The 23424-nt window shown below is 69.6% G+C and carries 18 protein-coding genes, 1 tRNA gene and 1 pseudogene; 7 read left to right on the forward strand and 13 right to left on the reverse strand.

Annotated elements, in window-relative coordinates; translation table 11 throughout:
* The 3 genes from eboE to MQV74_RS32780 all read left to right on the forward strand — a co-directional run bounded on the left by eboE (nt 1) and on the right by MQV74_RS32780 (nt 3879).
* Nucleotides 1-1206, forward strand: coding sequence for a metabolite traffic protein EboE (gene eboE, locus MQV74_RS32770; RefSeq protein ID WP_242726120.1), 1206 nt, complete (start codon nt 1-3; stop codon nt 1204-1206).
* Nucleotides 1203-2603, forward strand: a complete 1401-nt coding sequence (locus MQV74_RS32775) for a nucleotide pyrophosphatase/phosphodiesterase family protein (RefSeq protein WP_242726122.1) — start codon at nt 1203-1205, stop codon at nt 2601-2603. Before eboE ends, MQV74_RS32775 begins: the two co-directional genes overlap by 4 nt.
* Before the next feature lie 199 nt (nt 2604-2802).
* Nucleotides 2803-3879, forward strand: a complete 1077-nt coding sequence (locus tag MQV74_RS32780; protein ID WP_242726124.1) for a sugar phosphate isomerase/epimerase family protein — start codon at nt 2803-2805, stop codon at nt 3877-3879.
* A gap of 129 nt (nt 3880-4008) precedes the next feature.
* Here MQV74_RS32780 and MQV74_RS32785 read toward each other — a convergent pair whose 3' ends face one another.
* The 5 genes from MQV74_RS32785 to MQV74_RS32805 form a co-directional block, all read right to left on the reverse strand.
* On the reverse strand, nt 4009-5526 hold the full coding sequence (locus MQV74_RS32785; RefSeq protein ID WP_242726126.1) for an OFA family MFS transporter: 1518 nt from the start codon (nt 5524-5526) through the stop codon (nt 4009-4011).
* 1 nt (nt 5527) lies between these two features.
* Nucleotides 5528-6916, reverse strand: a complete 1389-nt coding sequence (locus tag MQV74_RS32790; protein ID WP_242726128.1) for an OFA family MFS transporter — start codon at nt 6914-6916, stop codon at nt 5528-5530.
* 120 nt (nt 6917-7036) lie between these two features.
* The gene (locus tag MQV74_RS32795) at nt 7037-9193 is read right to left on the reverse strand and encodes an acetate--CoA ligase family protein (protein WP_242726130.1); all 2157 of its coding nucleotides are present in this window, start codon (nt 9191-9193) and stop codon (nt 7037-7039) included.
* Nucleotides 9194-10462, reverse strand: a complete 1269-nt coding sequence (frc, locus tag MQV74_RS32800; protein ID WP_242726132.1) for a formyl-CoA transferase — start codon at nt 10460-10462, stop codon at nt 9194-9196.
* Between the two features lie 12 nt (nt 10463-10474).
* Nucleotides 10475-12169: a thiamine pyrophosphate-binding protein gene (locus tag MQV74_RS32805; protein WP_242726134.1), complete on the reverse strand. Its 1695-nt coding sequence runs from the start codon at nt 12167-12169 to the stop codon at nt 10475-10477.
* Nucleotides 12170-12336: 167 nt separating this feature from the next.
* Between MQV74_RS32805 and MQV74_RS41440 the strand changes: the two genes are divergently transcribed.
* Both MQV74_RS41440 and MQV74_RS32815 read left to right on the forward strand, forming a co-directional pair.
* On the forward strand, nt 12337-12855 hold the full coding sequence (locus MQV74_RS41440) for an ATP-grasp domain-containing protein (RefSeq protein WP_374120728.1): 519 nt from the start codon (nt 12337-12339) through the stop codon (nt 12853-12855).
* A gap of 249 nt (nt 12856-13104) precedes the next feature.
* Nucleotides 13105-13790, forward strand: a pseudogene (locus tag MQV74_RS32815) (succinate--CoA ligase subunit alpha); the annotation flags it as partial.
* Nucleotides 13791-13882: 92 nt separating this feature from the next.
* Here the strand turns inward: MQV74_RS32815 and MQV74_RS32820 are convergent.
* A complete protein-coding gene (locus MQV74_RS32820) occupies nt 13883-15190 on the reverse strand; it encodes a DUF2254 domain-containing protein (RefSeq protein WP_374120808.1) in 1308 nt (435 codons plus the stop codon).
* Between the two features lie 176 nt (nt 15191-15366).
* Between MQV74_RS32820 and MQV74_RS32825 the strand changes: the two genes are divergently transcribed.
* Nucleotides 15367-15454: transfer RNA gene (locus MQV74_RS32825), tRNA-Leu, on the forward strand.
* Between the two features lie 88 nt (nt 15455-15542).
* On the opposite strand, the gene MQV74_RS32830 is transcribed toward MQV74_RS32825, so the two are convergent.
* Nucleotides 15543-16202 carry a tyrosine-type recombinase/integrase gene (locus MQV74_RS32830; protein WP_308402335.1) on the reverse strand — a complete coding sequence of 220 codons (660 nt, stop codon included), beginning with the start codon at nt 16200-16202 and terminating at the stop codon, nt 15543-15545.
* 80 nt (nt 16203-16282) lie between these two features.
* Here MQV74_RS32830 and MQV74_RS32835 point away from each other — a divergent pair, with 80 nt between their 5' ends.
* Nucleotides 16283-17059, forward strand: a complete 777-nt coding sequence (locus tag MQV74_RS32835) for a hypothetical protein (RefSeq protein WP_242726138.1) — start codon at nt 16283-16285, stop codon at nt 17057-17059.
* Between the two features lie 68 nt (nt 17060-17127).
* Here the strand turns inward: MQV74_RS32835 and MQV74_RS32840 are convergent, their stop codons facing one another.
* From MQV74_RS32840 to MQV74_RS32865, 6 genes are all read right to left on the reverse strand, one after another.
* On the reverse strand, nt 17128-17790 hold the full coding sequence (locus MQV74_RS32840) for a class I SAM-dependent methyltransferase (protein WP_242726140.1): 663 nt from the start codon (nt 17788-17790) through the stop codon (nt 17128-17130).
* An 83-nt stretch (nt 17791-17873) separates the two neighbouring features.
* Nucleotides 17874-18356 (reverse strand): hypothetical protein, encoded by a 483-nt coding sequence (locus tag MQV74_RS32845; RefSeq protein WP_242726142.1) that lies wholly within the window; start codon nt 18354-18356, stop codon nt 17874-17876.
* A 741-nt stretch (nt 18357-19097) separates the two neighbouring features.
* Nucleotides 19098-19946 carry a helix-turn-helix domain-containing protein gene (locus MQV74_RS32850; protein WP_242726144.1) on the reverse strand — a complete coding sequence of 283 codons (849 nt, stop codon included), beginning with the start codon at nt 19944-19946 and terminating at the stop codon, nt 19098-19100.
* A gap of 25 nt (nt 19947-19971) precedes the next feature.
* Nucleotides 19972-20502 carry a DUF6879 family protein gene (locus tag MQV74_RS32855; RefSeq protein WP_242726145.1) on the reverse strand — a complete coding sequence of 177 codons (531 nt, stop codon included), beginning with the start codon at nt 20500-20502 and terminating at the stop codon, nt 19972-19974.
* On the reverse strand, nt 20477-20734 hold the full coding sequence (locus tag MQV74_RS32860; RefSeq protein ID WP_242729283.1) for a hypothetical protein: 258 nt from the start codon (nt 20732-20734) through the stop codon (nt 20477-20479). Before MQV74_RS32860 ends, MQV74_RS32855 begins: the two co-directional genes overlap by 26 nt.
* Nucleotides 20735-21135: 401 nt before the next feature.
* A complete protein-coding gene (locus MQV74_RS32865; protein ID WP_242726146.1) occupies nt 21136-23082 on the reverse strand; it encodes a glycoside hydrolase family 3 N-terminal domain-containing protein in 1947 nt (648 codons plus the stop codon).
* Between the last annotated feature and the right edge of the window lie 342 nt (nt 23083-23424).

Here is a 23424-nt window from a genome sequence, read left to right on the forward strand (position 1 = left end):
ATGCGCTTCCGCCACCCCGACGGCTCCACCGTCCACCTCGCCTACTGCACGAACGTCCACCCCGCCGAGACCCTCGACGGCGTCCTCGCCCAGCTCCGCGACCACTGCGAACCCGTCCGCAAGCGGCTCGGCCGCGACCGTCTCGGCATCGGGCTGTGGCTCGCCAAGGACGCCGCCCACGCCCTCGTCACGGACCCGGCCGCGCTGCGCGGGCTGCGCACCGAACTCGACCGGCGCGGCCTGGAAGTGGTCACCCTCAACGGCTTCCCCTATGAGGGCTTCGGCTCCGCCGAGGTCAAATACCGCGTCTACAAGCCGGACTGGGCCGACCCGGAGCGCCTGGAGCACACCACCTCCCTGGCCCGCGTCCTCGCCCAGCTGCTGCCCGACGACGTCACCGAGGGCACCATCTCCACCCTGCCGCTGGCCTGGCGCACCGCCTTCGGCCCGGCCCGCGCCCAGGCCGCCCACACCGCCCTCGGCTCGCTCGCCCAGCGCCTCGACGCCCTCGCCGAACTCACCGGGCGGTCCATCCGCGTCGGCCTCGAACCCGAACCCGGCTGCATCGTGGAGACCACCGGCGACGCCATCGAACCCCTCACCGAGGTCGGCCACCACCGCATCGGCGTCTGCGTCGACACCTGTCACCTCGCCACCTCCTTCGAAGACCCGCACACCGCCCTCGACACCCTCGCCGCCGCGGGCATCCCTGTCGTCAAAACCCAGCTCTCCGCCGCCCTGCACGCCGAACACCCCCACCTCCCCGAAGTACGCGAGGCCCTCGCCGCCTTCGACGAGCCCCGCTTCCTGCACCAGACCCGCACCGTGCCGCGCGGCTCCGCCCGCCCGGCCACGGCGGGAACCCCGGGCACCGTCCTGCGCGGTACCGACGACCTCGGCGAGGCCCTCGCCCCCGACGCCCTGCCCGACACGGCGCCCTGGCGCGCCCACTTCCACGTCCCACTGCACGCGGCTCCCGCGCCGCCGCTCACCTCCACGCTCTCCGTCCTCAAGGACGCCCTCGCCCTGCTCGTCGGCGGACCGCACCCGCGCACCCGCCACCTCGAGGTCGAGACCTACACCTGGCAGGCCCTCCCGCCCGAGCTGCGCCCGCGCGCCCGCCCCCAGCTCGTCGACGGCATCGCCGCCGAACTCACCCTCGCCCGTGACCTCCTGACGGACCTCGGCCTGAAGGAACTGCCATGACACCTCCCGTTCCAGGACGGCCGAACCCGCTCCTCGTCCTCGACGTCGTCGGCCTCACCCCCCAGCTGCTCGCCCATATGCCACACCTCGCGGACCTCGGTGAATCCGGCTCCCGAGCGCCCCTCGGCACCGTCCTGCCCGCCGTCACTTGCGCCGCCCAATCGACGTTCCTCACCGGCACCACCCCCGCCGAGCACGGCATCGTCGGCAACGGCTGGTACTTCCGCGAGCTCGGCGACGTCCTGCTGTGGCGCCAGCACAACGGCCTCGTCGCGGGCGACAAGCTGTGGGACGCCGCCCGCCGCGCCCACCCCGGCTACACCGTCGCCAACATCTGCTGGTGGTACGCCATGGGCGCCGACACCGACATCACCGTCACCCCCCGCCCCGTGTACTACGCCGACGGCCGCAAGGAACCCGACTGCTACACCCGGCCCCCGGCCCTGCACGACGAACTCACCGAGAAGTTCGGCACGTTCCCCCTCTTCCACTTCTGGGGCCCCGGCGCGGACATCGTCTCCAGCCGGTGGATCGCGGACGCCACCCGCCACATCCTCGACAGCCGCCGACCCGACCTGGCCCTGTGCTACCTCCCTCACCTCGACTACGACCTACAGCGGTTCGGCCCCGACGACCCGCGTGCCCACCGGGCCGCCGCCGACCTGGACGCGGTGATCGCCCCGCTCCTCGCCGACGCGAAGGCCGAGGGCCGGACCGTCGTCGCCCTGTCCGAGTACGGCATCACACGGGTGAGCCGCCCCGTCGACATCAACCGCGCGCTGCGCCGCGCCGGACTCCTGGACGTGCACACCCAGGACGGCATGGAGTACCTCGACCCGATGGCCTCCCGGGCCTTCGCCGTCGCGGACCACCAGATCGCCCACGTGTACGTGCGGCGTCCGGAGGACCTGGAGGCCACCCGCGCGACCCTCGACGGCCTGGCCGGCATCGACCAACTCCTCGACGATGAGGGGAAGAAGGCCCACCACCTGGACCATCCCCGCTCGGGGGAGCTGGTCGCCGTCGCCGAAGCCGACGCCTGGTTCACGTACTACTACTGGCTCGACGACGCCCGCGCGCCCGACTTCGCGCAGCTCGTCGAGATCCATCGCAAACCCGGCTACGACCCGGTCGAACTGTTCATGGACCCCGAGGACCCCTACGTCCGGCTGAAGGCAGCGGGAGCGCTCGCACGCAAGAAGCTCGGCATGCGCTACCGCATGGCGGTGGTGCCCCTGGACCCGTCACCTATTCGCGGCAGCCACGGCCGCCTCCCGACGAGTGAGGATCCCGATTCCGGACCGCTCATTCTGTGCTCCACCCCCCGCGCTGTCACCGGCCGCGTCGCGGCCACCGATGTGAAGTCCCTGCTGCTCCGGCTCGCCGGGCTGGACTGAAGGCCCGCGAGCGCCCACGCGGACGCGGCGCCGTCAGCGCCCCGCTCGGCGGTGGCGTCGTCCACGCCGCCCCGTCCGCGTGGTTTCCACTGAACCAGAGAGCGCGGGCGCTGCCATCAGGGTTCGCCCCTGACCTGACCCCGAGGCGTTCTTCGAACCCATCCCTGACACCACCCTGACCCCCTCCCGGGAGGCCCGCATGAGCCGCAAGCCGACGCCCGACGACCCCGAGCTCGCCCACCGACTGAGCAGGCGCGGCATGCTGGGCGTCGCCGCGGGCGCCACCGCGGCCGCGCTCGCCGGTACCGCTGCCGCCGCAGGCCCGGCCTCGGCCGCCTCCGCCCCGACCGAGGCCTCGTCCCGGCCGTCCGGCAAGGGGCGCGGCCGCCCCGTCCTGCCGCCCGGCCGACTCGGCGTCCAGCTCTACAGCCTCCGCGACAAGGTGTCGTCCCTCGGGTTCGCCGCCGTCTTCGCCGAACTGGCGAGGTACGGATACGACGAGATCGAGTTCGCCGGGTACGCCCAGGGCTCCGCGGGCTCCATCACGCTCGCCCAGCTCAAGAGACTGGTCCGCGACCACGGGCTCACCGCGATCGGCAGCCACGTCGGCTACTACAACGACGGTGACCCGAACGCGTACACGTTCGCGCAGAACCTCACCAAGGTCCTGGACGACGCCGAGGCCCTCGGTCTGCGCCACATCGGCACCGCGTCGGGCCCCTTCCGCCACGGCACGACCGTCGACGCCTGGAAGCGCGCCGCCGAGGACTTCAACACGTACGGCGAGGCCGCCCGGGCGCGAGGCATGAAGTTCTACCAGCACAACCATGCGGAGGAGTTCTCCTTCGCCACGGACAAGCCGAGCGTGCGCCTCTACGACGTGCTCCTCGCCGAGACCGACCCCGATCTGGTCTACCTGGAGATGGACATCTACTGGGCGTACAGCGCGCGGTTCCGCTTCGGGAAGCAGGTGGACGGCACCCCCAGGCCCTTCGACCCGATCGACTATGTCCTGCGGCGGCCGCACCGCTATCCGCTGTTCCACGTCAAGGACGGCATCCGTGACGACTCCACCCGCGACGGCTACCGCATGGTCGATGTCGGGGACGGCGACATCGACTACAAGAAGTTCCTGTCCAAGGTGACCGCCCGCACCCATGGAGGGCGCCGCTACCACCACTGGCAGGCGGAACACGACTCCCCGTCCGACTCCTTCGCCTTCGCGCGGAAGTCCAGCGCCCACCTGCACGCGCTGAGGGAGCGCTGCGGGGACTGACCGGGACCGGAAGGTCGGACCGGCCACGGGCCCGTACAAGGGTGCCGATCGACGCCCTGAGTGAGCCGATCGCTGCCAGGGGCCCCGACCGTCGCCGAGGCGGCCGGGGCCCCTTCTGGCCGGACCGGTTCAGCCCGACCGTGCCAGCTCTCCACGCGCGCCTGGAGAGCTCGGCTGACGCAGCAGCAAGGAGAGGCCCGCTGCGAGCAGCGACACCGCTCCTGCGGTCGTATAGGCGCCGATGTAGCCCCAGGAGTGCACGACCATCGCGCCGACGCCTCCACCGAACAGGCCGCTGACCAGCTTCGCGCTGTAGACCATGCCGTAGTTGGAGGCGTTGTTGTTCTCCCCGAAGTAGTCCGGGACCAGGGCGGCGAACAGCGGGTAGAAAGCACCGCCCGCGAAGCCCGACAGGAAGGCGAAGACGAGGAACAAGGGCTCGTTGCGGATCTCACCCGCCCACAGGACGCCGAACTGCGCCACCGACAGGGCCAGGCACACGTACGTCAGCGTGGGACGCCGTCCCAGCAGGTCCGAGAGCCAGCCCACGACACCGCGCCCCGTGCCGTTGATCACCGACATGACGCCCATGGACGACGCGGCGATCATCGGCCCGAACCCCATCTCCTTGGCGAACGGCACCTGGAACGAGATCCCGAAGATGGACACTCCCGCGCAGCAGAGCATGCACACCCACATCAGCGGCACGACGCCGGTGCGTAACGCCTCCCCTGGGGTGAATTGCGCCACGGCCGGAGGGTTCTTGGCGAGCGCGACGGCCGTGCGGGTGCCCGTCGCGGACCGCAGCGGATCGACGCTCTCGGGCCACCAGTTCTTCGGCGGGTCCTTGAAGAACAGGCCCGCCACCAGGGTCACGGCGAGCACGTAGAAGCCGACGAGGTCGAGCACAGTGCGGTAGTTGGAGGTGTCGAAGCCGTAGGAGAACAGGAAGATGAAAGGCACCGCTCCGTAGGCGAACCCTCCGTTGACGAAGCCCGTCTTGCCGCCGCGCCGCTCCGGATACCACTTGCCGACCATGTTGACGCACGTCGAGTAGATGAGTCCGGAGCCGACGCCGCCGAGCAGTCCGAAGCCGACCATCGCCGTCACGACGTTGGGCGCGTGGCTGAGGCTCACGAAGCCGAGCAGCGACAGGACGGAGCCCGTGAGCATCGCGGCCCGGCTGGTCAGGATGCCCTTCTCGCGCAGCTTCCCGGCCGGGAAGGAGACACCGGCCTGGAAGAAGATCCACACGCTCAGCACCCAGAAGGTGTTGGACGACGTCCAGTGGTGCGCGTCCGACAGGGTGTCCTCGGCCGCTCCGTAGGCGTACTCGAAGACGCTGATGGCGATCATGGCCACCCAGGGGAGGGCGACCATCGTCCAGCGGGGGCGGCCCAGGATCTGCCGGTCGCTCTCGCCGACCCGGTAGACGCGCCCGCGCGCGTCCGTGAGCTCTCGGTACGGCCGGTCCGGCGCGTCCCGGTCGTGAGCGTCGGGCCCGCGGGTCTCGGGCCCGTGCGCGTCCGGCCTGGGGGAGCCGGGCCCGTGTGTGTCGGGCTCCGGGGTGTCCGGTCCCTGGGCGTCCGATCCGTGCGCGTCCGCACGGCCGGACGCGGGGTGTTCGGCGAAGGGCTCCGCCGTCATATCAAGCCATCTCCTCACCTAAGGGGTGCGGGTTGGGTACGACGCGCCGGGCCCGTGGCCTGCCCGGTGCCTTCAGGAACAGCGCGAGCACGGCCGAGCAGATGCCGATGCAGCCGGCGATGACGAACGCGCCTTCGTAGTCCCACGCGTCCACGACGACGGCGCCCATGCCGGAGCCGACGAGTCCGGAGATCAGCTTCGAGCTGTAGACCATGCCGTAGTTGGTGGCGTTGTGGTTCTCGCCGAAGTAGTCGGCCGTCATGGCGGCGAACAGCGGGAAGATGGCGCCGCCGCCGAAACCGGAGACCATGGAGCAGCACAGGAAGAAGGGCATGCTGCCCATGGAGCCCGACACCAGGACGCCGAACTGTGCGGTGCCGAGGACGAGACAGACGATGATGAGGGTGTTGCGCCGTCCGTAGCGGTCCGAGATCCAGCCGATCACGCCCCGGCCCGTGCCGTTGACGATGGCCTTCAGGGACATCGCGGTGGCCACGACACCGCCCGCGAAGCCCATGTCCTTGCCGAACGGCACCTGGAAGGCGATCCCGAAGATATTGATCCCGGCCGTGCACAGCAGACAGAACCACATCATCCACAGCACCGGGGTATGGGCGGCCTCCCTGGGGGTGTACTGCTTGACGGCGGGCGGGTTCTTCTCCAGGGCCCGCCGGACGCGCGGGTCGGCGGACACCTTCAGAGGGTCGACGTGCGGCGGCCACCAGCCCTTGGGCGGGTCCTTGAAGAACCATCCGGCGAACGCCACGACGGACGCGCAGACGACGCCCACAAAGATCAGGACGCCGCGGTAGTTACTCAAGTCCATGTACGACGTGAAGAGGAAGACGAACGGCACGGAGCCGTAGGCGAAGCCGCCGTTCACCAGGCCGGTCTTGCCTCCCTTGCGTTCCGGATACCACTTGCCGACCATGTTCACGCAGGTCGCGTAGACCAGGCCGGCGCCGATGCCGCTGAACATGCCGAAGCCGACGTACGCGACTGTCACGTGCGGCGCGTACGCGAGCGCGAGGTAGCCGCAGACCGTGCCGAAGGCGCCGAGGAGCATCGCGTGGCGGGCGGGGAGCCTGCCGCTCTCGCGCAGCTGACCGGCCGGGAAGGCGACGGCTGCCTGGAAGAACACCCAGACGCCCATCAGCCAGAAGATGTGCCCGCTGCTCCACAGGTGTGCGTCGTGCAGCGTGTCCTCGGCAGAGGTGAACGCGTACTCCGAGGAGCTGATGCCCAGCATGCCCATCCACGGGAAGAGCACCATGGTCCAGCGCGGTCGCCCCATGATGTCGACGTCTGTTTCGCCGATGCGGTACCGGCGGCCGTTGCGGTCCGTCACCTCCCTGAAGGGGACGGGAGTCGTGCGGTCGGTGGTGGTCATGGTCGAGTCGCACCCCTTGCGTCGAAAGAGCTGGCCAGCGCCCCCTGTCCGGTCCTTCGCGCGCGTACGGGTCCTGGGGCGGCCGGCGCGCGCCGCCGTCCGCCCCGAGCGCTGCTCACCTCATCGACGGCCCCCCAACAGTCCCGCCGCGCGGGCCCACCGGTACTTCGCCCCGAGGACCTCGACCGGCCTCTCCGTGGTGTACGGGTAGGCCACGACCCCCCGTTCGAAGAGGTACTGGCTGGCCTCCTCCACCTCGACGTCGCCCGCCAGGGAGGCGACGACGGGCTTGTCGATGCCGCGCGCGCGGAACTCGGCGATCACGCGGGCCGTCAGCTCGGCGAACACCATGGGAGGGGTGACGATGGTGTGCCAGTAGCCGAGGACGAGCGCGTGGACGCGCGGATCCTCCATGCCGAGCCGGATCGTCGACTCGTACGTCGACGGGGGCTCACCGCCGGTGATGTCCACCGGATTGCCCGCGGCGCCGAACGGCGGGATGAAGGCGCGGAACGCCGCGTCGAGGTCGGGCGGGATCTCCATGAGCCGCAGGCCGTTGTCGGTCACGGCGTCGGAGAGCAGCACCCCGGAGCCGCCCGCACCGGTGATGATGACGACGTTGTCGCCCCGGGGCGTGGGGAGGACGGGCAGCGCCCGCGCGTACTCCAGCATCTCGTTGAGCCCCGGGGCGCGGATCACCCCCGCCTGCCGGAGGACGTCGTCGTAGACGGCGTCGTCGCCCGCCAGCGCGCCCGTGTGGGACCCGGCGGCCCGAGCGCCCGCCGCGGTGCGGCCCGCCTTGAGGACCACGACGGGCTTCTTCGGCACGGTGGCGCGCGCGGCCTCCACGAACGCCCTGCCGTCCTTGAGGTCCTCCAGGTGCATGGCGATGCACTGGGTGTGGGGGTCCTCGCCGAACCAGGTGAGCAGGTCGTCCTCGTCGAGGTCCGACTTGTTGCCGAGCCCCACGATCGCTGAGACGCCGGTCTTCGTGGTGCGCGCGAAGCCGAGGATGGCCATCCCGATGCCGCCCGACTGCGAGGTGAGTGCCACCCCGCCCTTCACGTCGTACGGCGTGCAGAACGTCGCGCACAGGTCCTGCCACGTCGAGTAGTAGCCGTAGATGTTCGGTCCGAGCAGCCGCACTCCGTGCCGTCGCCCGATGGCCACGATCTCGTCCTGGAGCGCCTGCTCGCCGGTCTCGGCGAACCCGGAGGGGATGAGAACGGCGTTCGGGATCCCCTTGCGCCCGACGTCCTCCAGGGCCTTGGCGACGAATGCGGCGGGGATCGCGAAGACCGCCACATCCACCTCACCGGGAACATCCGTGACACTCCTGTACGCCTTGCGGCCCAAGATGTCATCGGCCCTGGGGTTCACTGGATGGATCTCGCCCGGGAAGCCACCGTCGACGAGGTTGCGCATCACCGAATTGCCGATCTTCCCGGGTTCGTTGGAAGCGCCGATGACGGCGACGGAGCGGGGCTGCATCAGCCGTCGCATCGAAGCGAGCATCTCCGCGCGCGTGTAGGTGTGCCGTTCCTCGGGGGCCCGGTCGCCGAGGATGACGCGGACGTCCGCGGCGAGCGCACCCCGGGGAGTGGCGATCACGGGGTTGAGGTCGACCTCGGCGATCTCGGGGAAGTCCGTGACCAGTTGGGAGACGCGGCGGATCTGCTGCGCCAGCGCTGTGCGGTCCACGGGTTCCGCGCCGCGGACGCCGCGCAGGATCTCGGCCGCGGCGATCGAGTCGAGCATCGAGGAGGCCTCGTCGCCGTCGACGGGCGCGAGGCGGAACGTGACGTCCTTGAGGACCTCCACGAGCACACCACCGAGCCCGAAGGCGACGACCTTGCCGAACGTCGGGTCGGTGACCGCCCCGACGATCACCTCCCGCGCGTCCGCGCCGGAGGGCAGCAACTCCTGGACCTGTACGCCGTCGACCCGCGCGGTCGGCGCGTACGCGCGTGCGTTGTCGACAATTCGGTGGAAGGCCGCGCGGACGTCCTCGGCGCCCTCCACGCCCACGACCACACCACCCGCGTCGGTCTTGTGGAGGATGTCCGGTGACACGATCTTCAGGACGACGGGTCCGTCGAAGCGCGCCGCGTGGGCCACCGCCTCGTCGACGTCACGGGCCAGCTCCTCACCGGGTATGGCGATGCCGTAGGCGTCGGCGAGGATCTTGCCCTCCGGCGCCGTCAGCGAGGTGCGCCCCTCGGCGCGTACGGAGTCCAGCAGGGCGCGCACGCGCTCCGAGCGGTCGTCGGCCGGCAATCAGATCACTCCGCTCGACTTGAGGAGGCGCAGTTCCTCGTCCTCCAGGCCGAGTTCACCGGCGAACACCTCTTCGTTGTGCTCGCCGAGCAGCGGTGAGGTGACGACGTCGACGGGGGAGTCGGAGAGCTTCAGCGGGGAGCCGACGGTGGTGAACCTGCCGCGCTCGGGGTGGGTGACCTCGACGATCATCTCGTTGGCGACGAGCGAGGAGTCCTCGATGATCTCCTTGGTCGACAGGATCGGGCCGCACGGGATGTTGTGGGCGTTGAGACGTTCCAGGACCTCCCACTTGGGCAGGGTGGCGGACCACTCCTCGATCAGCTGGAACATCTTGGCCAGCTGCGGGAGACGGGCCTCCGGCGTGGCCCACTCGGGGTCGTCCGCGAGTTCGGGGCGGCCGATCAGCTCGGTGATGGGCCGCCAGCCGACGGGCTGCACGATGACGTACACGTAGTCGTTGGGGCCGCCCGGCGCGCACCTGACCGCCCAGCCGGGCTGGCCGCCGCCGGAGGCGTTCCCGGACCGGGGAACTTCGCCGCCGAAGTCGTCGTTGGGATATTCAGCGAGCGGGCCATGGGCCAGGCGCTGCTGATCGCGCAGCTTCACCCGGCAGAGGTTGAGCACGGCATGCTGCATGGCCACGTTGACCCGCTGACCGCGCCCCGTGCTCTCGCGCTGGAACAGCGCCGCGAGGATCCCCGCCACCACGTGGATGCCCGTGCCCGAGTCCCCGATCTGGGCACCCGTCGCCAGCGGCGGCCCCTCCTCGAAGCCGGTGGTCGCCATCGACCCGCCCATGGCCTGGGCCACGACCTCGTACGCCTTGAAGTCGGTGTACGGACCGTCCCCGAAACCCTTGATGGAGGCATAGACGATACGTGGATTGATCTCCTGGATGCGCTCCCAGGTGAAGCCCATGCGGTCGACCGCGCCCGGGCCGAAATTCTCGACCAGGACGTCCGAGCGCCGGATCAGCTCGGTGAGGAGCTCCTTGCCGCGCTCGGTCTTGGTGTTGAGGGTGATGCTCCGCTTGTTGCAGTTGAGCATCGTGAAGTACAGCGAGTCCACGTCGGGGAGGTCGCGCAGCTGCTTGCGCGTGATGTCACCGGTCGGTGCCTCCAGCTTCACCACGTCCGCGCCGAGCCAGGCGAGGAGTTGGGTGGCGGAGGGCCCGGACTGGACGTGCGTCATGTCCAGGACGCGGATGCCGTCGAGGGCCTTGGCCGCCGCCCGGGCGGGAGGGGCGGTGTGGGTCTCGTGAGCCATGGCAGGGACACCTCACTTGTACATGGTCTGGTTCATGGTTCCGGGGGCGTAGGCGTCCGGGTCGACCCATACGTTGATCAGCGAGGGCTTGCCGGACTCCCGGGCGCGGCGCAGCGCGGGGCCGATGTCGGCGGGGTCGCGGACCTCTTCGCCGTGGCCGCCGAGCATGCGTGCGAACTGGTCGTAGGGGACGTCGCCGAGGGTGTTGCCGACGCGCTCGCGCTCGGCGCCGTACTTGGCCCGCTGGCCGTAGCGGATCTGGTTCATGGAGGAGTTGTTGCCGACGATGCCGACGAAGGGGAGGTCGTAGCGCACGAGGGTCTCGAAGTCCCAGCCGGTGAGGCTGAAGGCGCCGTCCCCGAAGAGGGCCACGACCTCCTTGTCGGGCCGGGCCTGCTTGGCGGCGAGGACGAAGGGGATGCCGACGCCGAGCGTGCCGAGCGGCCCCGGGTCCATCCAGTGCCCGGGTGCCTTGGGCTGGACCACCTGGCCGGAGAAGGTGACGATGTCGCCGCCGTCGCCGATATACAGGGAGTCCTCGGTGAGGAAGTCGTTGATCTCGCTGACCAGCCGGTAGGGGTGGATGGGTGAGGCGTCGGAGCGCAGCTGCGGCAGCCGCTTCTCGACGGCGATCTGCTCGGCCGCGCGCAGTTCGTCCAGCCACTCCTTGCGCCGGGACGCCCCGCCGTTGAGGCGCCCGGAGGCCGCCTCGGTGACGGACTTCAGGACGAGTCCCGCGTCGCCCACGATGCCCAGGTCGACGTCGCGGTTCTTGCCGACGGTGCGGTAGTCGAGGTCGATCTGGACGACCGTCGCGTCCGGAGAGAGACGTTTGCCGTAGCCCATGCGGAAGTCGAAGGGGGTGCCGACGATCACGATGAGGTCGGCGTTGGCGAAGGCGTAGCGCCGTGAGAGCTGGAAGTGGTGGGGGTCGCCCGGCGGCAGGGTGCCTCGGCCGGCGCCGTTCATGTAGGCGGGGACGTTGAGGGTCCTGACGAGCTCGACGGCCGCCTCGGTGCCGCGGGTGGTCCACACCTGGCTGCCCAGAAGGATCGCGGGCTTCTCGGCGTGCACCAGGAGGTCGGCGAGCTTCTCGACCGCCTCGGGGTCCCCGACCGACCGGGTGGAGGCGCGGTAGTGCCCCGCGCGCGGGACGCGTGCCTTCTCCAGGGGCACCTTGGCGTCGAGCACGTCGCGAGGGATCTCCAGGAAGGACGGGCCGGGGGCGCCGTGGAAGCACTCGCGGAAGGCCATGGACACCATGTCGGCCGCGCGGGCCGTGTCCGGCACGGTCGCGGCGAACTTGGTGATGGGCGTCATCATGTCGACGTGCGGCAGGTCCTGGAGGGAGCCCATCTTGTGCTGGGTGTGGGCTCCTTGGCCGCCGATCAGCAGCATCGGGGACTCGGCGCGGAAGGCGTTAGCGACGCCGGTGACGGCGTCGGTCGTGCCGGGCCCGGCCGTCACCACGGCACAGCCCGGTTTGCCGGTCACGCGCGCGTAGCCGTCGGCGGCGTGGGCGGCGACCTGTTCGTGGCGTACGTCGACGACGTCGATGCCTTCGTCGACGCACCCGTCGTAGATGTCGATGATGTGGCCGCCGCACAGGGTGTAGATGACGTCGACACCCTCCGCCTTGAGTGCTTTGGCGACCAGATGCCCTCCGGAGATGAGGGTGCTGCTCGTGTCGCTGCTGTCGTCCGGCATGACGAAGTCCTGTCCCTTCGTAGGGGAGTTGGAGCGCGCTCGCACGGGGCGTGAGCCGCCCTCGCAGTGCATTGCATACAGTCGACGAATACTGTATGAAGCTCGTTATCCCGCATCCGATGCAGGGTGTCCAGGGGGCATGCGGCACTTTCGGACAGGAGCCGAACATGGACCCGTACGGGCACCAGGCAAGGGAACTCTTCGAAGAACACGGCATCTTGGTGCCGCGCGCCGAGGTCGCCACGTCGGCCAAGGAGGCGCGCGCGGCAGCCGAGCACCTCGGTGGGCGCGTCATTGTGAAAGCGCAGGTGAAGGCGGGTGGCCGGGGCAAGCCGGGCGGGGTGAAGCGGGCCGCGGGCCGGGCCGCCGCCGAGCAGACGGCACGCCAGATCCTCGGTATGGACATCAAGGGCCACACCGTGCGCGCGGTCCTGCTGGCCCAACGGATCCCAAGCGAGAGCGAGTTCTACGTCTCGTACGTGCTGGACCGACCCTCGATGCGGTTCCTCGCGATCGCCTCGGCCCGAGGGGGTACGGACATCGAGGACGTCACCGTGACCTGCCCCGAGGCGATGGTGCGCGTGCCCGTCGACCCCGCCGGGGGCGGGACCCGGAGGAAGGCCGACGCGATCGCCGCCTCAGCGGGCCTCCCCGCCGGGGCGGCTGACGTCCTGATCGCTCTATGAAGCGTTCTGACCTGCGAGGACGCACTCCTCGTCGAGGCCAATCCTCTCGTTCGCACCCTCCAGGGGCAGCTGATCGCACTTGACGCGAAAGTGACCCTCGATGACAACGCGCGCTTCCGGCTGGCCCGCTGGGGCGCTCAGGACGCGACGTACGACGACGAGCGCGAGGCGGCCGCGGCGGCCAAAGGGCTCACCTATGTGAAGCTCGACGGCGAGGTCGGGGTGATCGGCAACGGTGCGGGCCTCGTCATGGCGACGCCCGACGCCGTCGCGGGACGCGGCGCCCGGCCCGCGAACTTCCTCGACATCGACGGCGGCGCCTCCGCGCAGGTCATGGCGCACGGCCTGGCCGTCGTCCTCGGCGACCCGTCCGTCACCTGCGTCCTGGTGAACGCGTTCGACGGCATCCCCGTGCACGACACCGTCGCCTTTCACGCGCGCGAGCGCGACGACATGGCACCCGGATCATCGGACCCAACCGCCCCGGCCTCATCACCCGCGGGCAGTCCGACGCGGGCTTCATCCCCGCCGACATCACCCAACCCGGGAGCGTCGGCCTGGTCTCCAAGTCCGGCACCCGCACATACCAACTCATGTACGAGCTGCGCGACATCGGCTTCTCCACCTGCGTCGGCATTGGCGGCGACCCCGTCGTCGGCACCATCCACATCGACTGCCTGGCCGCCTTCGAAGCCGACCCGGAGACCGAGCTGATCGTGCTCATCGGCGAGATCAGCGAGATCGGCGAGATCGGCGGCGACGCGGAGGAGCGGGCGGCGGCCTCCATCGCCGGATTCACCGCTCCCGAGGGCAGGGCCATGGGGCACGCCGGAGCCATCGTCTCCGGTACGTCCGGGACGGCGCAGGCCAAGAAGACGGGCCTGGAGGCGGTCGGCGTACGCGTGGGGGAGACGCCGAGCGCGACCGCCCGCCTGGCGACCACGAGGCCTTCGCCCCTTCGCGGCCGGTACGACCCCGTTCGCAGCCAGTACGACCCCGATCGCAGCCGGTACGGCCCCGCCCCCGCTCAGCCGATCCCCTGGCGGTCCGGCAGCAGGGCGAACTCGCGGTCGGCGGTCTCGGGCACCACCCGCTCCACCGCCTGCTCGAGGAGGGCCCGGTGGCGCAGGAGCGGTGTTCTGCGGTCCTCGGGGGCGAGGAGCAGCAGGTCGTCGATGCCGGCCAGCATGCGCCGGGTGACCTGAGGGTTGCCGGGAGCGCAGCCTCGGATCTCGGTCAGACCGAGGTCCACCAGGTCCGTCCAGTCGGGCACGGGCTGGATGAGCCGTACCGTGCCGCGCCGGTCGCGGTGGCGCAGCGCACCCAGCGGGTACGGGGCCAGGACCGCGAGGAACTGCACGATGCGGTCCAGGGCCTGCACGGCGGTCGTCGGGTCGTTCACGGCCGGGGACAGGGCGCGCAGCGCGATGTCGGACAGCTGCCGCAGACCGAAGCCCAGATCCTGGTGGAAGGTGCGCTCGACCCCGACGTACACGGTGTACCGCAGGGCGCGGCGCCCCGGCGGCGGGCCGCCGTGCACCGCGAACACGGGGGTGCCCGGCACCACGAAGTCCCCGGTGCGCGGCAGCAGCCGCAGGACGACGCCCTGACGGCGCGCGGCCCGTACCGCCCGGGCGATGTGCACGTCCCGCAACACCCCGGCCTGGCCCTCGTGGGTGATCCGCGCGGTCTCCGGGCCGAGGCCCTCGTCGTCGACGTGCCCCTCCGCCGGGTGCTTCGCGGCCACGCGGAAGGCCTCCCGGGCGATCCGGTCGATCACGAAGCCGATCCGCATCATCCGCAGGGTGCCGTTCACATAGGCCACGAAGAGCAGCAGGCTCAGGAGGACCATGAGGAGGGCGAGCAGCCCCTCGACGAGCGGCACGTTCGTCACGAGCCGCGGGTCCTTCTCGCTGTCGAACGACGTCAGCGTCATCAGGGAGAACAGGAACGTCGCGAGGAAGACCGTCAGCGTGGCCTTGGTGATCCGCGAGCGGACGTAGAGCCGCACCACCCGGGGGCTGAACTGGCCGCTCGCCATCTGTACGGCGACCAGCGAGATGCTGAAGACCACACCGATGAAGGTCATCATCGCCGAGCCGATGGTGCTGATCACCACCTTCGTGTCCTCGGCGAGCTGGTTCATGTCCTTGATCGCGTCGTACTCCCCGTGGTCCTGGAGGAACCGCACCCACTGCGCGTCCACCTCGGAGGTGACCCACCACAGCAGCAGGGAGCCCACGAGGCCCGCCGTCGGCGCGAACCACATCGTGTCCCGCAGGTGCTCGCGCAGGGGAGACAGCACCCGCGGCCGCCGGACCCGTACGTCACCCAGCGCACCCGTAAGCAAACCGTCACTCATGGTGAAACTCTAGGTGCGGAGCCGCCCGCCGGGGCGGGGCGCGCTGCGGCGCGGCGTACCCGGCGGATACGCAGGTGAAAGGCACTCCGAAACCTTGGTATTGTTGTCCTCGTCGCCGCGGGAAACACCGCAAAGGCGGCAGACACCTAGTCCGGGTGGCGGAATGGCAGACGCGCTAGCTTGAGGTGCTAGTGCCCTTTATCGGGCGTGGGGGTTCAAGTCCCCCCTCGGACACCAGCTGAGACCCCTGTTGATCAGGGGTTTTCTGCTTTTCTGGGGTGTGGCGTGACCAACCACGTGACCAACAGTCCAGAGAGTTCCCTGGTCAGACCAGGGATGACAGGCCGAGCCTGTTGGCTCCGGAGGCTGCGAGCTTCCGGGCGCCGTTCTTCCTGCTGTGCCCGTAGCGGGCCATGGTGTAGCCCGGCGAGTGGTGCCGGACGTTGGCGGAGGCCTCTACGGGGTTCTCCCCGGCCTCCAGATCGTTCGTGACCTTGCTGTGCCTCCAGTCGTGAATGCGGAACTCCTCGGGGAGCTTCAGGCGGGTGCGCAGGGTGCGCCACCGTGCCGAGACCTTCTCGGGGTCCTGCGGCCCGCCTGCTGTACGTCCCTTCTGGAGCTTGAACCCGTCGCGGGCGAACACGAGGTCATGATCTGTCCACGCGGGGCCGAGGCGTTCGCGCTCCGCGTCTTGGCGTTCCTTCTGCCACTTGAGGACGTTCATCACGGCCTGGTCCACGTAGATGACGGCGTTGGCGTCGCCGTCCTTGGTGAGCTTGCGCAGCCGGTAGGTGTTGCCCTCCTCGACCACGACCCAGCCCAGTTCGATGGAGACCTCTGCCCAGTTGATGAGGGACCACTTCATGCCCAGGGCTTCACTGCGCCGCACTCCGGTGGCGGCGTAGACGGTCCACAGCGGAGCATCCCTCAGGCAGTGATGGGTCAGGCCGCCGTCACAGTCGTGGTTGCCGCACGGCTCCCACACCGAGGACAGGAACCGGGCCGTCCCGTTTGGGCACGGCCGCGCCGAGCGCGCCAGAGAGGATGTTGTTCGGCTCTGTGCCGATGCTCGATGACGACCGCGTGAGCCTGCCCGAGGTGGACGGCTTGGAACTGTCCGACGCCTACGTCTGGGCCACCGCCCGGCCTCGTGTGATCACCCTCGCCGAAAATGCCCGGCCCCTGTGGCGGATCGTTCGCCGGTACGCCCGCATCCTGGGCGAGACCCTGCCCGAGGGACAGGCCGTGATGATCGAGCGAACGGCAGAACAGACGCTCAGGGCGGCCGCCTGCCTCGTGGCCTCCGAATGCTCCGACACGATCATGGACGAAATCCTGACAGCCGCGTTCTCGCTCGTCCGCCGCTCCGTCCAGGACGCCGTACGGATCACCAAGGAGGCTGACGCGCCGAAGATGAAGCGTCAGCCGCTCAGCCTCGCGGACAAGGTGCGCGCTCGGATCGAACTGCACGGCGGACGCGCCACGTCGTCTCAAGTGCTCCCGTACGTGGGAGCGTCGGCCACTGAGGTCAAGGAACTGCCCGGAATCGCTGTCACGGTGGAACGGTCAGGGAAGACCGGCCGACCGGCCACCGTTTTCACACTCCGCAGTGACAGTTCCGGTGACGCTGCGCCGCAGCCGGCCAGCGCGGAGCGTGAGCAGAACCGGGACGATCCCCGTCACTCTGAGTTGTGGCCGGCCGCCCCGGAGCGTGAGGAGAACCGAGCCACGATCGTCCGCATGGACGCCTACCGCTCAACTCCCAAGCAGGCCCCGGAGCCCACGCCTGAACCGAACCGCCCGGAACCGCTCGACGCCAACCCCTTCCGAGCACTCCTCTAACCAACCAACCCACACAGCAGCCCCGGCCCGAATGGGCCGGGGCTTCTTGCTTTGCTTCGGACAGTCTGTCAGGAGACCCAGGCGCGGCCGATCAAGGTGCCGATGTGGTCCTTCTCCGGAGCGTCCAGAACTCGCACTTCCACCCTCTCGAATCCGGCCCGCAGAAGGAGACTTTCCCACTTCCGGGGCGTGTAGCTGTACCGGTACGTGTACATGGCCTTGCCCGCGAACCCGCCCTTGTACATTCCCTGGGGCCCATAGGCGCCGGGGATGGCCGGAGGGTGGGAGAAGGCGAGCACACCACCCGGGTTCAACCGCTTGGCAACGAGCGGGAGCAGCTTGGTCGGATCGGTGAACCAGACCGCCCCGAAGATCGAGTAAACGGCGTCGTAGGTCTCGGTTGTGACGCTCAGGTGATCCAGCACTTCGGCGCAGACGAACCGTGCCCCCAACGGCCCCCATCGTTTGGTGGTGTTGGCGACCATGACGGGCGAGAGGTCCACACCCGTTGCCTTCACGCCCTGCTGTGCGAGGTAGGCCAGCGCTCGCCCGGTACCGCATCCGCTCTCCAGGACGGTTGCCGGGGCGCCCAGCAGTTCGGGGCCGGGCCCGTGCCCGGCGTACTGCGTCCAGCAGAAGACGGGATCAGCGTCGAACACCTTGTCCTTGGCGCTCTCTGCGAAGGTGTCCCAGAGCTCGCGTTCGCTTTCGATGTTGTGTCGTGCGGGCAATGGCGCTTCCTCTGTGTCGGGGCGGGCAAGAGGGAGCCCCCGCCCCTCGTTCGGAGTTGGGGCGGGGGCACTCTAGTCCCGCGTCAGTGGCTGTCGGGAACCTTGTTGTCACACGGTGAGCAGTCGGACGCGTCGACCGCCCACAGCTCGTCATCGACACCGAAGCCGTTCTTGCGCAGCAGCTCGGCCGTGCGCATCACGGTGCCGTCCCGACGTCGCTCGATCAGCGGGGCGTGGTGCTTGTACCGCCCGCCGTTGTACTCCTCGCACAGAGCGAAGTAGAGCGGCGTGTCGAGGATGAGCTGATGGACGCCTATGTCCACGGTCTTACCGACGCCCATGTCTACGCCGGGGCACTCCATAGCGGTGATCAGGTACGCGATGCCCTGACCAAGGATGCGCTCAGCAAGGCTCGCCACGGCCACGCTGTCCCTGAGCAGGAGAGCAACCTCCCGCTCCCACAAGTCGGTTACTCCCACATCATCTACGAGGTACTGCACGCGCGCCTGAACGGCGTTGAGGGCCACACGGGGGTCACGGGTCCGCGTCTGTACTGCTGTGCTCATCGTGCGTTCTCCTGTCCGTGGAGTGGTGCACTGCACTTGCTGGCCCGCCCGGCCGACTCCGCTCACGGGAATGAGAAGGCGTGCGGCCGGACGGGCGTTGAGCCCCCGCCTCGGCAGCGCTCGGGCTGTCCTAGGGCCGTGATCTACCGAGGCGGGGTGCTTGGGCGGGCCGCTCCTGCACAGGCGGGCCCGACATTCCGGCGAGCACGATTCGACTCACGCCGTTCCGCACAGCGTGCACGGGCGGGAGCACCGGGGCAGCGCGAGGCCGTACACCACCCCTGAGGGCTGATCCAGGGCCCCGCCGTACTCTGTCCACCAACCCTCGGGAGAGTCCGCGTACGGGCCGCTGGGGTCGTCCACGAGCGACACCAACTCAGGGGCCGGTAACGGAGATATGGGGCCCCTGTGAATGCGTGCCGGGGTGCTCACGGCAGAGACCCCACCGGGCGCGTCCACACCTGCGCCTGCCATCTCTCGGCGTCGGTCGGCTTACGCAGTCGCTCGGGAGGAGCGTCCCACTCGATCCCACCGCCCGGAGGAACGAGGTACACGTTCCCTTCGAGCAAGTGGCGCACTTCTCCGATCCGGCCATCTGCCGTGTCCACCGCGTACGTCCCCAGGGTGGGGGTCCACTCGTTGGCCATGAACTATCGCCGCCCCCTCGCGTGGTTCGATGACGACCACGCTAGGAACGGCGGAACCTCAACCGCCAGGACCTTGCACAAGCTTGCATGCGGATTACCGGAGAGAGCTAATCGCTTCCAAGATGAGGGCGCGGGCATCCGAACCGTACACAGCGATCTCCGCAAGTTGAGAGAACGCCTTGGCGTAGACCGCGATCTCACTTGGAGCCGACACGTTCACTGCGGCCGTCAGGAGCTCGACGCTCGTTCGCTCGTCGTCGAACAGATAGAACGCTTCCAACGGCCAGACACGCCGCTGGGCGGTGAACGGGATGACTCCCAGACTCACGTTCGGCAGTGCCATGACCGCCAGTAGGTAGCCAAGCTGGCCGGCCATCGTGTCGGCGTCGCCGATGCGGTAGCGCAGCACGGTCTCTTCCATGAGCAGTGCGAACCTATGGCCGCTTTCGTGGAGGACATTTGACCGTTCGACACGTGAAGCTGCGGCCTCGGACGAGTCATCCGGAGTGCCCTGGAAGTCAGCGATCGTTGACAACAGGGCCTGAGCGTATGCCTCGGTCTGAATCATGCCGGGTACGACGTTCGAGCAGTAGACACGAAACTTCTGGGTTCGCTTGTAGAGCGGAACGACTTCCTCTTGCGCCCTGCGCATCCCATGGCGATGGAGTTTCTTCCAGTGCACGTACATCTGGTCGGCTTGGCGGTTCGCGGCCACGAGGTCCGCGGCTTGGTCCTGCGCACCGCAGGCCGTGCACCAGACCCGAATGTCCGCGTCGGACGGGGGCGTCTTGGCGTGCTCGATCCGTGACGACTTGGCAGGGCTCCAGCCGCACCGGATGGCCAACTCATGCCCGGTTAGCTCAGCCTCGACGCGGAGGTCTCGAAGTCGAGTGGCGATGACCTCGCGGGCGGCCTGTGCACTGGACGAGGGGGAGGCGGACATGGGTTGGCTCTCGGCACTCCGTTGTTCAGACCGTGTACTTCTCGTGCGGGGTGCCGCGCTCCCATACGGCCTCGAACGCGGCCGACGCGAGCTGAGCCACGGCGGGCTCAGTGCGCACTTCCCAGCCTGGCTCTGACCAATCGCCCTCACCTGAGAAGTGGTTGAAAAGCACTGACTGACCGTCGAACACCCAGCAATCGTTTCCTGGCAACGCGATGTCCGATGCCTGCCGCCTCGCCAGCCAACGGACCTGCTCTCCCGCATGGATGTTGACGACGGTGCCCGCGTGCTCGTACCGGATGTAATCGGTTACCGGCTCGGAGACCACACGCGCACGGCGTACGACGACGCCGCGTGAGACCGTACGCCGAATCAAATCAACCCAAGGCGTCCAGTAGGCGGAACTGGGGTCCACATCGCGTTGCCCGGTGCGCTTCCAGGTCTCGAAGTCGTCGGCTTCGTCGCCCACTCCGTAGACGTCGCGCATCTCCAGGTGCACGGCTGAGTGCTTGGCGGCTTCCAGCAGTTCGTTAAATCCCGGCTCGCTCTGCGACATCACACGCCTCCCTCAACATCGACATCATGCGGAACAGAATTCGGATCACGGCCTCGTGCGGAGGGATGCCCGGAGCGTGTCCGGGTACCTCGAAAGCCGCGCACTCCGCTTCAAGCTCCGCAGTCGGATTCAAGCCTTGGAACACGAACTCGCGCCTGTTCTCATCCACCCACACGGTGGGCGAACCCTGCTGCCCGGTGTCCGGATCGATCCCGATGAACCGTAGTGTCATCACTGCCTCCGGTGTCGAGTGGCTTACAGTAATTTGCACGAGCGTCGCCCTGTTGAGGCGTAGCGTCAAGGGCGTCTGGCAGGTGCCACGGCCGTTGGCCACGGGCCTGTCTGAATCCGGTTTCCGGGTGGCTAGGATCGCGCGCTTCGCGCTGGTGCATTAGCCCTGGTCAGCACCGTTGGCCACGTGACCAACGCATGACCAACAGCGGTCCGAAACAGTCCGAATCGGGGGGAACGCATGACCAGCGCGCCTCGTCAACTCTGCGGCGTGTCGCAGGTGTTCTAACAGGTCAACGGCACAGAGGGCTGGTGTCCGAAGGGAGAGTTCAAGTCCCCCCTCGGACACCAGTAAGAAGGCCCCTCTTGAGGGGCCTTCTTTGTGTGGGGTGTGGGGAGGGTTCAGGTTCCCGCTCGGATGCCCGTGAACGGCTCGGTCGAGGTGGGGCTTTCCGTGGGGTCGGGGGCGTGGGACCGGCCCGTGAGCAGTTCCGCCACCGCTATGCCCGAGACTCGGGTCGCGCCGTGGGTGATCAGGTGGACGGCGCCGAGGGGGACACCCGTCGGTACGCCCATCTCCACCACGAGGGCGTCGGGGCGGGTGCGCAGGAGGCGGGCGAGGGCCTCGGTCATCCAGCGGTGGCGGGCCGCGTCGCGGACGACCACCACGAGTGCGCGGCCGTCCGCCGGGGTGAGCGCGGCCCGGTCCAGGACGTCGTCGAAGCCGTCGAGCTCCAGTTCCGTCAGGCGCACGGACGTCGTGTCGGGGCGCAGCGCGCGCAGCGGGTCGGCCACGCCCCAGGGCGTGCCGCCGTCGACGGCCGGGTTCATCACGGGGGACAGCTCCACGACGTGCGGCGCGATGGTGAGGGGGAGGAGGGGGTCCACCGGGGTTCCCGGAGCGCCCGCTGTGCCCCTTGCGCCCCCTGCGCCCGCCGTGCCCGCGCTCGTCACAGTGCCTGCCGCGTCCGTGCTCCCTCCACCCGTGCTCCTCGCCGTGCCTGCTGTGCCTGTGCTGCCCGCCGTGCCTGCTGTGCCTGTGTTGCCCGCCGTATCTGCTGTGTCTGTGCTGCCCGCTGCGCCCGTGCTGCCTGCGGTGCCCGTCGCATCCGCGCTGCCCGCCACGACCGCCGCGACCCTGTTCCCCGCCGTGCTCCCGGCCCCGGGCCCAGGAGTCCCCGGCGTACCCATGGCCTCCCTGCTCCCCGGAGCCCCAGCGATCTCCGCATCGGCTCCCGTCAGCGCCTCCTCCTCCCTCCGCGGTCGCACCCGTACCGCGCGCCTCGCCGCGATCAGGCCGATGTCGGAGCGGAGGCCGGTGGCCGTGGCGGTGCGGGAGCGGGCTCCGGACCAGGTGGCGAAGGACCGTACGCGGGTGCCGGCCTCGGTGAGGCGGTCCTCGGGGAGGGTGCCGTCGTGTACCGCCCGTACGAGCGCGCTCGTGAGGAGGTCGACCGTCGACTCCTCGGCGTGCTCGCCGCCGACGCACACCGCGTCGACGCCGCCGGCGACGGCGCGGACCGTGGCGCCGTCGATGCCGTAGCGGTCGGTGACCGCGCCCATCTCGATGCCGTCGGTGACGACCATGCCGTCGAAGCCGAGCTCGCCGCGGAGCAGGTCGTTCAGGATGCGCGGGCTGAGGGTCGCGGGCAGCGCGGGGTCGTACGCGGGCACGAGCAGGTGCGCCGTCATGACGGCGCGTACGCCCGACTCCATCGCGGCGATGAACGGTGGGAGCGCGGTCCGCGCGATCTCCTCGGCGCCGCCGGTGACGCGGGGCAGGCCGAAGTGCGGGTCCACGGAGGTGTCGCCGTGGCCGGGGAAGTGTTTGGCGCAGGCGGCGACCCCGGCTGACTGGAGCCCCCGGATCCAGGCGGCGGTGTGCCGGGAAACGATGTCAGTGCGGGCGCCGAAGGAGCGTACGCCGATGACCGGGTTCAGCGGGTTGGAGTTCACGTCGGCGCTCGGCGCGTAGTTGAGGGAGACGCCTGCCGCGTGCAGTTCGCGCCCGATGTCGCGGGCGACGCGCTCGGTGAGGTCGATGTCGTCCACGGCGCCGAGCGCGAGGTTGCCGGGCCGGGACGCGCCCGTCCAGGCCTCCATGCGCGTCACGTCCCCCGCTTCCTCGTCGATGGCGACGATCAGGTCGGGGTTCTCGGCGCGCAGGGCGGCGGTGAGGCCCGCGACCTGGTCCCGGTCGACGATGTTCCGGCCGAAGAGGACCACGCCCCCGAGCCCGGCGGCGATCCTGCGGCGCAGCCAGTCGGGGACCTCGGTGGTGCCGACGAAGCCCGGCTGCAGCACGGAGTTGGCGAGTTGCTCCAGCCTCGGGGGACTGCTCGAAACCATGCCGGGACCTCCGATGAGACAGGGGAGCGGGGGTGGGAGAGCAGGCCGACACCGTGCTGCGCGACTTGGTACAGGCCAATCGGATGTTGGCTCAGGGCATTTGGGACTGTCAAGGCATGCGAACCGCCAGGAAACGGAAGGTGAACCAGCACATGGCGCAGCGGCCTGACCTCGGCCGAAGCGCGCCCCGGCGCTTGGCAGAAGAGCGCGCCGACACCTCGCCCGAAGCCGACCCGATGCCTCGGCCGAAGCCCGCCTCGACACCTGGGCCGAAGCCCGCCCCGACGGCCTGCGCGAGGCGTGCCTCGACGTGTCGGCCGAAGCCCGACCCGACGCCTAGGT

This window comes from Streptomyces sp. AN091965 (assembly GCF_022698285.1).
Taxonomy (GTDB): domain Bacteria; phylum Actinomycetota; class Actinomycetes; order Streptomycetales; family Streptomycetaceae; genus Streptomyces.